Raw genomic sequence first — 209 nt, 5'->3', positions numbered from 1 at the left:
TATAAATTTCTCCATTAAAAACAATCGTATAGCGGCCATCAGCAGTTGTCATTGGTTGATGGCCTGCTTCTAAATCAATAATGCTTAAACGTCGAAAACCTAGCCCCATATTTCTATCTATATAGAGTCCCTCGTCATCTGGACCACGATGATAGAGCATATCACGCATTTTGACTATCTGTCTTTCACACACTGGCACCTTATTCATA

1 pseudogene is annotated in these 209 nt (G+C 39.2%); it reads right to left on the bottom strand.

What is annotated here, in order from left to right:
- Nucleotides 1-208 (bottom strand): annotated as a pseudogene (locus LKX83_RS33655) (asparagine synthase (glutamine-hydrolyzing)); the annotation flags it as partial.
- Nucleotide 209 lies beyond the last annotated feature (1 nt).

Origin of the sequence: Cohnella baijiui, from assembly GCF_020731285.1 — a bacterium.
Taxonomy (GTDB): domain Bacteria; phylum Bacillota; class Bacilli; order Paenibacillales; family Paenibacillaceae; genus Cohnella.
This window is presented reverse-complemented; position numbering and strand designations above follow the sequence as displayed.